Here is a 6713-nt window from a genome sequence, read left to right on the forward strand (position 1 = left end):
CACGCCAAAGCAAACACAAATTAGAAGTGAATTTGTATGCCTGCAAATGGACCAGATGCATCAATATTAGTATATAGATTATCTATATCATCAAGCTCTAGCGTCATTTTACGGTAACCCGCTTTAATATCTAAATCTACCGCTAAGTTATCAAGTAAAGCCCATGCAATACCCGTTTGATAGTCTTGTACTTTGCTATCATCAATAGCAAGTAAGCTGCCTTCAAAGAAGACGCTTAAACCAGTTAACGGTAAGCCTACTTCAGCACGGCCATACACTAATGGCACAAAACCAGAAAAATCCACAGTTTCAGTGCTACTAGCATCTTTTTTATCAGTGACGATTATTTCCCCATCAAACTGCTTAGCATTGATGCCTAAATCGATTGACACTAAATCATTATCAAAAATTTCATAATAAAGAATATAATCAATGTGCGATAAGTCACTCACTGTATTTATTTCTGTACCGATAGCGAAATTACGATCACCAAACTCAAATGCTTCATCATCAAGTTTAGCGTAACCATTTAACTCAAGCTCGGTATACTTTAACTTAATATTTGGCACTAATGGAATTGGATGCTCAAGCGCTGCATAGTAGCTAATGAAGGTTTCATCTTCAAAATTAAAGTCTTGCATTTGCATCTTACTGCTATCAGAAAAGCTACCTGAATTATCAGATTGCCAGCCATCAACACCAACATATAAACCTAATAGAGTGTCAGCCTGAGCCACTGGAGCTAAAAATGCCATTGAAAGGGCGGCGGCTAAACAGTACTTTTTCATGTGTTATCCTTGCGCTAAAAGTTCGCTAAGTTCAATAAGAGCCGCATTGGCTCGTGAAATATAATTTGCCATTACTAATGAGTGATTAGCAACAAAACCAAAACCATTACCATTTAAAATCATCGGACTCCAAACAGCCTCTTGGGTTGCTTCAAGCTCACGTATAATTTGTTGTAAGCTCACACGTGCATTCTTTTTCTCTAATACATCAGCAAAGTCGTATTCTACCGCTTGCAAGAAATGTAATAAAGCCCAAGTAGCCCCACGTGACTCATAAAACACATCATCAATTTCCCACCAAGAAGTTTTTATTTGATTTTGTAATGGTGTATACGTCGCTTGATGTGCTTCTTTGTCACCGGCTAAATCAGTATTTAACCGCTCTTGACCAACACTGGCACTTAACCGCTGGCTTAAACTACCAAGGCGTTTCTCTGCTTCTTTTAACCAGCCTCGTAAGTTATCTGCCCGCGCATAAAACTGGCTATCACGGCTGTTTAGGTCGGCTATTTGAGTGCGGTAAACAATTAGTAAGTCAATACCTTTTTGGTATTCACTCTCGGCACTTGGCCACGCCCATGCTTCTGAACTGATATTAAATTGTGGTTGCGCTTTTTTTAGTGCTTCATGTTCGGTTGATTGCGACTGAGAACGGCTAAAGTCTTTGCGCATTGAGAGTGCCAAATCGCGCGTCATTTCTAATGCGCCATATTCCCAAGCAGGCATATTATCCATAAAAATACTCGGAGGTATTACATCATTTGATAAATAGCCGCCAGGTTTATTCAATAATGTGCTAGCGACATTAATCAAAGCAGTAGTTGTTGTGTAACCTGTTACTAGTTTTTCGCCACGCTGTTGCGCATCCTGTTTAGCTTGCGTGATCACATTTACGCGGCTTGGCTCAATACTCCAATACACAGATACGGCATAAAATAAAATAAAAACTAATATTAGCCCTGCTATAATTTTCCCTTTATGTTGTGACATTTAATCTCCTAGTGATGTGTATGGTGCTGCTGTGATTGTGATACTTGCTCAACTTGGCTTTCTAATGAAACCACTGTAGCTTGAGTAAATACACGATCGCCATTGCTAAAATATAGCGTGAGTTTGAGTTCTTGCCCTATTTTTAACGGCTCTTTTGGTTCAAAAACCATCAAGTGATAACTACCTGGTTTAAAATCTAGTTGTTGATGTGCTTTGATCTCTAACATATCTACCTTTTGCATTTTCATCATACCATTAACATGCTGGTGTTCGTGCACTTCAACTCGCCCTAAGCCCTCAAGGCTAGCCTTTGTTAATGTCACTGCTGCATCGCCATGATTAACAAGTGTTAAATATCCAACACTGGATTGACTGCCAGGTAAAAACCCCCTTACTTGGGCATGGCTAACTACAATATTACTTGCTGGATCATGTTGATGCTCTGCATGAGCAAATAGCACTGGAGAGTATAGGCCTACAGCTAAAAAAGCCGCAGTAAAGATAGTTAATAATGGCTTAAGAGTCATGTCGATCCTTGTTAAAATAATCAATTTGAGTGCTAAATTTAGCATGTTTGTGAAAAAATAGTCAGCTAAATTAGCATTTAAGGTAACCTCTGTGTGGCAAACTATGCGACCTTTTTATTATCCGCGACTAACCAACATAGAAAAACAATCAACAGTAGCGGCCATGCGATCATCACAGAACCAAACAACAAGGCCAGCATCACGCCGACCCCCACGATTAAACCTGCGCCAATCAAACCAACACTAACCAGCGCAATAATAGCAATAACTACCACCACAGCTACTAATGCACCAAATAGTTCAATGCCAACCCAACTCAAGTCAGCAATCCACAAAGGGAGCTGCCATGAGCCAAACTGCATTACCTCAAATGGACTAGCAGCAATAAACAATACAGCTAGCAGGCACAGTGCAATAATTTTCATGGCGCTCTCCTAATAAACCTTGTTCTCTAAACAACAATGTGCAATTAAATAACCCGCACCTATAAATAGTGGGAACTGAATAAACAGTACAATAACTGCTAATCGAGTTGCCCAAATCGGAAAGTCAAACCGACGCGCTAAGCCACTACATACTCCCGATATTTTTTTATTTAATGGATCTTTACACCATTGAGTATTGTTATTAAATGTATTCATTTTTATAACTCCTAAGCCGACTGTTTTACTTTCGCTTTAAGTGCTGCGAGCTCTTTATCCAAAGCATCATTTTTAACCAGCGTATCAATTTGCGTTGCCGTGTCTGATTGATTCGCTGCAGCCATTTCGTATGCTTCCACTTGCGATTCAATTAACTCAACTCGGTGCTCAATCACATCAAAACGCGACAGTGCATGTGCCACTTTATCGCTATGCAACTGTTGATTAACTCGTACTCGTGCATTTAAAACACTATGTACCTGAGTTAAGCTTTGCTGCTTTGCTTTGGCTGCACTAAGTTTGTTTTGTAAACGCTGTGCATCGGCAGCTAACTTAGCCAATGAATCGGTTAATTTAACGAGCTCAGGTTCAACAGCCGCCATATCAGCGGCTACACGCTGCTTTTCTTTTAATGCGGCTGTGGCTAAATCATCTCGGCCTTTACTGACGGCTATTTCGGCTTTTTCTTGCCATTGTGCTATGGATGTTAACTTATCACTTTGCTGGCGTTTCAATGCTTTTTCTTCACACAAAATCGCTGCCGCGGTAGTACGGCACTCATTCAGAGCTTGTTGCATCTCGATAATAAGTAAATTAAGTAGTTTTGCTGGATCCTCTGCCTTATCAAGCACAGCGACTAGATTTGATTGAATTAGATCATTAACACGATTCATTAGGCTCATGATTCTCTCCTGTTGATTATGGGTGATTACACCAAGGAGATTCCAAGACTTATGCCATGTCGTAAAAAAACAACTAAAACAATAAATAACAATAAGATAGAAATATAACATCAATTTAAACGTGACATTTAGCTGAATTAAAATACGTTAAATTAACTAAAAAAGTGATATTTTGACTAAATTTTAGGATCAAAAAAGCCACTAATAAGTGGCTTTTTCATATTCAAAGTTTCAGCTATTCAGGCACAAAACTTAATGCTTTATCCATCACAGCTAAATCGGCTTGCTTACCATGGCCGTTTTCAGATAAGTGACGTCTAAATCCTCGCGCCCCTGGTTGGCCTTGAAAAATACCCAACATATGGCGAGCTATGTGCCAAAAATTAGCGCCTTGGCGCATTTCATCTTCAATATAACCATACATTGAACGCACCACGTCATGACGCGATAATGTACACGCAGTATCACCGTAAATTCTCTCGTCCACTTCACTTAATATAAATGGATTACTATACGCTTCACGACCGATCATAACGCCATCAAGATGCGCTAAATGAGCAAGACTATCAGCGATGGTATTAACCCCACCATTTAAGCTTAAATCAAGTTGTGGATAATCTTTTTTCAGTTGATAAACACGCGGATAATCAAGTGGCGGAACTTCACGGTTTTCTTTCGGACTTAATCCCTTTAGCCATGCTTTACGGGCGTGAATAATAAAGTCATCACAGCCAACCTTATGACTCGCTTCGATCAACGCACATAAAAACTCATATGAATCTTGCTCATCAATACCAATGCGTGTTTTCACCGTAACAGGAATCGTCACTTCCGCCTTCATTGCTGCAATACAATCAGCAACAAGCTGTGGCTCGCCCATCAAACACGCACCAAAGCGGCCATTTTGCACTCGATCCGAAGGGCAACCAACATTTAGGTTTACTTCATCATAACCACGTTCAGCAGCCAGTTTTGCACACTTTGCCAGCGCTTGCGGATCAGAGCCACCTAATTGCAAAGCAACGGGGTTTTCATGTGTATTAAAGTGTAGATAATCACCACGCCCAAATAAAATTGCACCGGTTGTTACCATTTCGGTGTAAAGCACCGCATGCTTGGTCATTTTACGATGAAAAGTACGGCAATGGCGGTCTGTCCAATCGAGCATGGGGGCAACGGACATTCTACGAAAGCTTGTTTTTACTGGTTCCCCAGTCATTACAACACCTCCAAGGGTTTCTTCATTCATAAAATTACTGCTCCGAGTTGCTTTGAATTGCCCTGAATTGCCTTGAATTACCTAGATGGGTCCCCTATAGGCACCCTCGCAGAGTAGGACAGAACAATAGCTTACATAGCTTTGCTAGTTGATAATTGAAAATATTAAATTAGGCGGGGATTATACACAAACAGACTGTGAAAATGCAGTATATCTAGCGTTATATTCCATAGTGTCTGAATTATTAATCAATTAATAGAAGGAGTGTTGATAACTACCAACTACAACATGATGTGGTGAACACTCACTCTCCAAAATATGAAATAAAGTTAGCTTGTTAAGCCAATAAGCTAACTGCGATTCAGTAAATACTTTTAATTAAACTGAGCTTTCATTTTCAATTGTTTAGTTACTTTCATCCGGCGTTGTTTGCATTCGATCATAACGCGCATCATCAAAATGGTTTTTATAATCAAAATTATGTAAGTTGGCATGAACAATTTCTCTTTGTGGGATAGAGATTAAAAACTGGCTAATATCTGCACCCTCATGCTCTTGAATTTCTGCTATCACTGGCTTGTAATCAATTAGATAAATAAGATCTTTTTTATCATCATCTCTATAACCACTAACAAGAGGCAGTATATTTAAGTCATTAGTGTCTATACCTGCTTCGACAATATAACCGATATAAACTTTACTATTCGATAAAGTAAACGCGATAGGTAAACCTTTTTTCCATGAACTAAACATTATTGATGAGAACTCCGGAGTAGAGTCTTTTTTCGCTGCTGCTTCCCATGTTTCATATAGTAAATTTTTTCTTGCTGCATGCGATGCAATTAGTTTGGGGAGTTGGAATCCAAGATAAATAGACATAAGATACACTGCAATTAGATTCATACCGCTTGGACTGGCTGCTACCTCGGGCATTAATATATTTAGAAAAGATTTAAATGCACCACCTAATATTCTTCCAAACTCGGTTAGACCGAATAGAGAAACGAGTACATAGGAAACACAAAACAGGCCTAAACCCCACGAAGCAGCTAACAAAAAGGTGTGATAACCCTGGGACTTTTTATAGTCAGTTATTGTAAAGTAGGTTCGATTACAAAAAAGGTGGCCTGCAATGGTGATAACTAGGATGAGAATAACTGTAGGTTTAATCATTATTATTTTCGCGTATAAAAAGCGCCATACAGGCGCTTTCTTAGGTGCTAGGTATGGCTTCTTTAGCCTTTTTGACTTGTCGCTGTACTACTTTACTGTTAACAAGTGAATCAATGTCTACAATAAAGTAGCTATTACCAGACATGTTAACTGCTATTTCATGTGTTTTGGTATCAGCAGGCTCATTACTAGATGGCTCTACTATTTTTCGTTTAAAAAACATTATAACTACCCCCTAAAACACTTTAAATGAGTGTCTCAAATTGAAAGATAACTACTACAGACTTAAGCTATGCTTTAGTTATATCCCATTCAAGCTGGAGTGCTATCGCAGCATCCACCAACTACTACATCAAAAATCATAAATATACTTACTATCTTGGTAGGATAGTACTAAAAGCAACTCAAGACAACTCAAATATTACATACAGAATGTTATAAAACTGTTGTTCCGCACCCCTAACTTGAATTAAACTCGCCCATTAAATAGCCACTTGATTTACTTTTGTAAATAAAAGGTTGTTACTTCCCAAATATGAAATACAAACCTGATCAAAGACCAACAGCACGTTGGGTATTCCAGTGTTTCGAAGGAATAAGCATTATATATTTACCAGACAAAATTCCTATCGTTGCCAATTTGGAAGCGCGCAATCAAACCATCATTGATTGTTTAGGTGAACAGTATCAGA

Annotated in this window: 9 protein-coding genes and 1 pseudogene; 1 reads left to right on the top strand and 9 read right to left on the bottom strand. The window is 38.9% G+C overall.

The annotated features are described in order from the left end of the window. Window positions 1–20: 20 nt before the first annotated feature. The 9 genes from HHO47_RS12300 to HHO47_RS12340 all read right to left on the bottom strand — a co-directional run bounded on the left by HHO47_RS12300 (window position 21) and on the right by HHO47_RS12340 (window position 6244). Window positions 21–788, bottom strand: a complete 768-nt coding sequence (locus HHO47_RS12300) for a TIGR04219 family outer membrane beta-barrel protein (RefSeq protein WP_169020549.1) — start codon at window positions 786–788, stop codon at window positions 21–23. A gap of 3 nt (window positions 789–791) precedes the next feature. After that, window positions 792–1778 carry a DUF2333 family protein gene (locus HHO47_RS12305; RefSeq protein ID WP_169020550.1) on the bottom strand — a complete coding sequence of 329 codons (987 nt, stop codon included), beginning with the start codon at window positions 1776–1778 and terminating at the stop codon, window positions 792–794. A gap of 8 nt (window positions 1779–1786) precedes the next feature. Further along, a complete protein-coding gene (locus HHO47_RS12310) occupies window positions 1787–2305 on the bottom strand; it encodes a copper chaperone PCu(A)C (protein ID WP_169020551.1) in 519 nt (172 codons plus the stop codon). A 101-nt stretch (window positions 2306–2406) separates the two neighbouring features. Then, window positions 2407–2730 carry a hypothetical protein gene (locus HHO47_RS12315; RefSeq protein ID WP_169020552.1) on the bottom strand — a complete coding sequence of 108 codons (324 nt, stop codon included), beginning with the start codon at window positions 2728–2730 and terminating at the stop codon, window positions 2407–2409. A gap of 9 nt (window positions 2731–2739) precedes the next feature. Then, window positions 2740–2946, bottom strand: coding sequence for a PspC domain-containing protein (locus HHO47_RS12320; protein WP_169020553.1), 207 nt, complete (start codon window positions 2944–2946; stop codon window positions 2740–2742). Window positions 2947–2957: 11 nt separating this feature from the next. Beyond that, window positions 2958–3629 carry a PspA/IM30 family protein gene (locus HHO47_RS12325; RefSeq protein WP_169020554.1) on the bottom strand — a complete coding sequence of 224 codons (672 nt, stop codon included), beginning with the start codon at window positions 3627–3629 and terminating at the stop codon, window positions 2958–2960. Window positions 3630–3864: 235 nt separating this feature from the next. Further along, window positions 3865–4848, bottom strand: coding sequence for a tRNA dihydrouridine(20/20a) synthase DusA (gene dusA, locus HHO47_RS12330; RefSeq protein WP_169020559.1), 984 nt, complete (start codon window positions 4846–4848; stop codon window positions 3865–3867). A 405-nt stretch (window positions 4849–5253) separates the two neighbouring features. Further along, window positions 5254–6021 carry a hypothetical protein gene (locus tag HHO47_RS12335; protein WP_169020555.1) on the bottom strand — a complete coding sequence of 256 codons (768 nt, stop codon included), beginning with the start codon at window positions 6019–6021 and terminating at the stop codon, window positions 5254–5256. Window positions 6022–6061: 40 nt separating this feature from the next. Next, complete coding sequence (locus HHO47_RS12340) at window positions 6062–6244, bottom strand: hypothetical protein (RefSeq protein WP_169020556.1); 183 nt, start codon at window positions 6242–6244, stop codon at window positions 6062–6064. A gap of 300 nt (window positions 6245–6544) precedes the next feature. Here HHO47_RS12340 and HHO47_RS19785 point away from each other — a divergent pair. After that, window positions 6545–6713: pseudogene (locus HHO47_RS19785) on the top strand (IS1634 family transposase); the annotation flags it as partial.

Source organism: Pseudoalteromonas arctica, assembly GCF_012927645.1.
GTDB lineage: Bacteria > Pseudomonadota > Gammaproteobacteria > Enterobacterales > Alteromonadaceae > Pseudoalteromonas > Pseudoalteromonas arctica_A.

Excerpts from the sequence above, each read along its gene's own strand:
- HHO47_RS12310 (WP_169020551.1), bottom strand. The coding sequence starts at position 2,305 with ATGACTCTTAAGCCATTATTAACTATCTTTACTGCGGCTTTTTTAGCT.
- HHO47_RS12325 (WP_169020554.1), bottom strand. The coding sequence starts at position 3,629 with ATGAGCCTAATGAATCGTGTTAATGATCTAATTCAATCAAATCTAGTC.
- HHO47_RS12320 (WP_169020553.1), bottom strand. The coding sequence starts at position 2,946 with ATGAATACATTTAATAACAATACTCAATGGTGTAAAGATCCATTAAAT.
- HHO47_RS12300 (WP_169020549.1), bottom strand. The coding sequence starts at position 788 with ATGAAAAAGTACTGTTTAGCCGCCGCCCTTTCAATGGCATTTTTAGCT.
- HHO47_RS12340 (WP_169020556.1), bottom strand. The coding sequence starts at position 6,244 with ATGTTTTTTAAACGAAAAATAGTAGAGCCATCTAGTAATGAGCCTGCT.
- dusA (WP_169020559.1), bottom strand. The coding sequence starts at position 4,848 with ATGACTGGGGAACCAGTAAAAACAAGCTTTCGTAGAATGTCCGTTGCC.
- HHO47_RS12305 (WP_169020550.1), bottom strand. The coding sequence starts at position 1,778 with ATGTCACAACATAAAGGGAAAATTATAGCAGGGCTAATATTAGTTTTT.
- HHO47_RS12315 (WP_169020552.1), bottom strand. The coding sequence starts at position 2,730 with ATGAAAATTATTGCACTGTGCCTGCTAGCTGTATTGTTTATTGCTGCT.
- HHO47_RS12335 (WP_169020555.1), bottom strand. The coding sequence starts at position 6,021 with ATGATTAAACCTACAGTTATTCTCATCCTAGTTATCACCATTGCAGGC.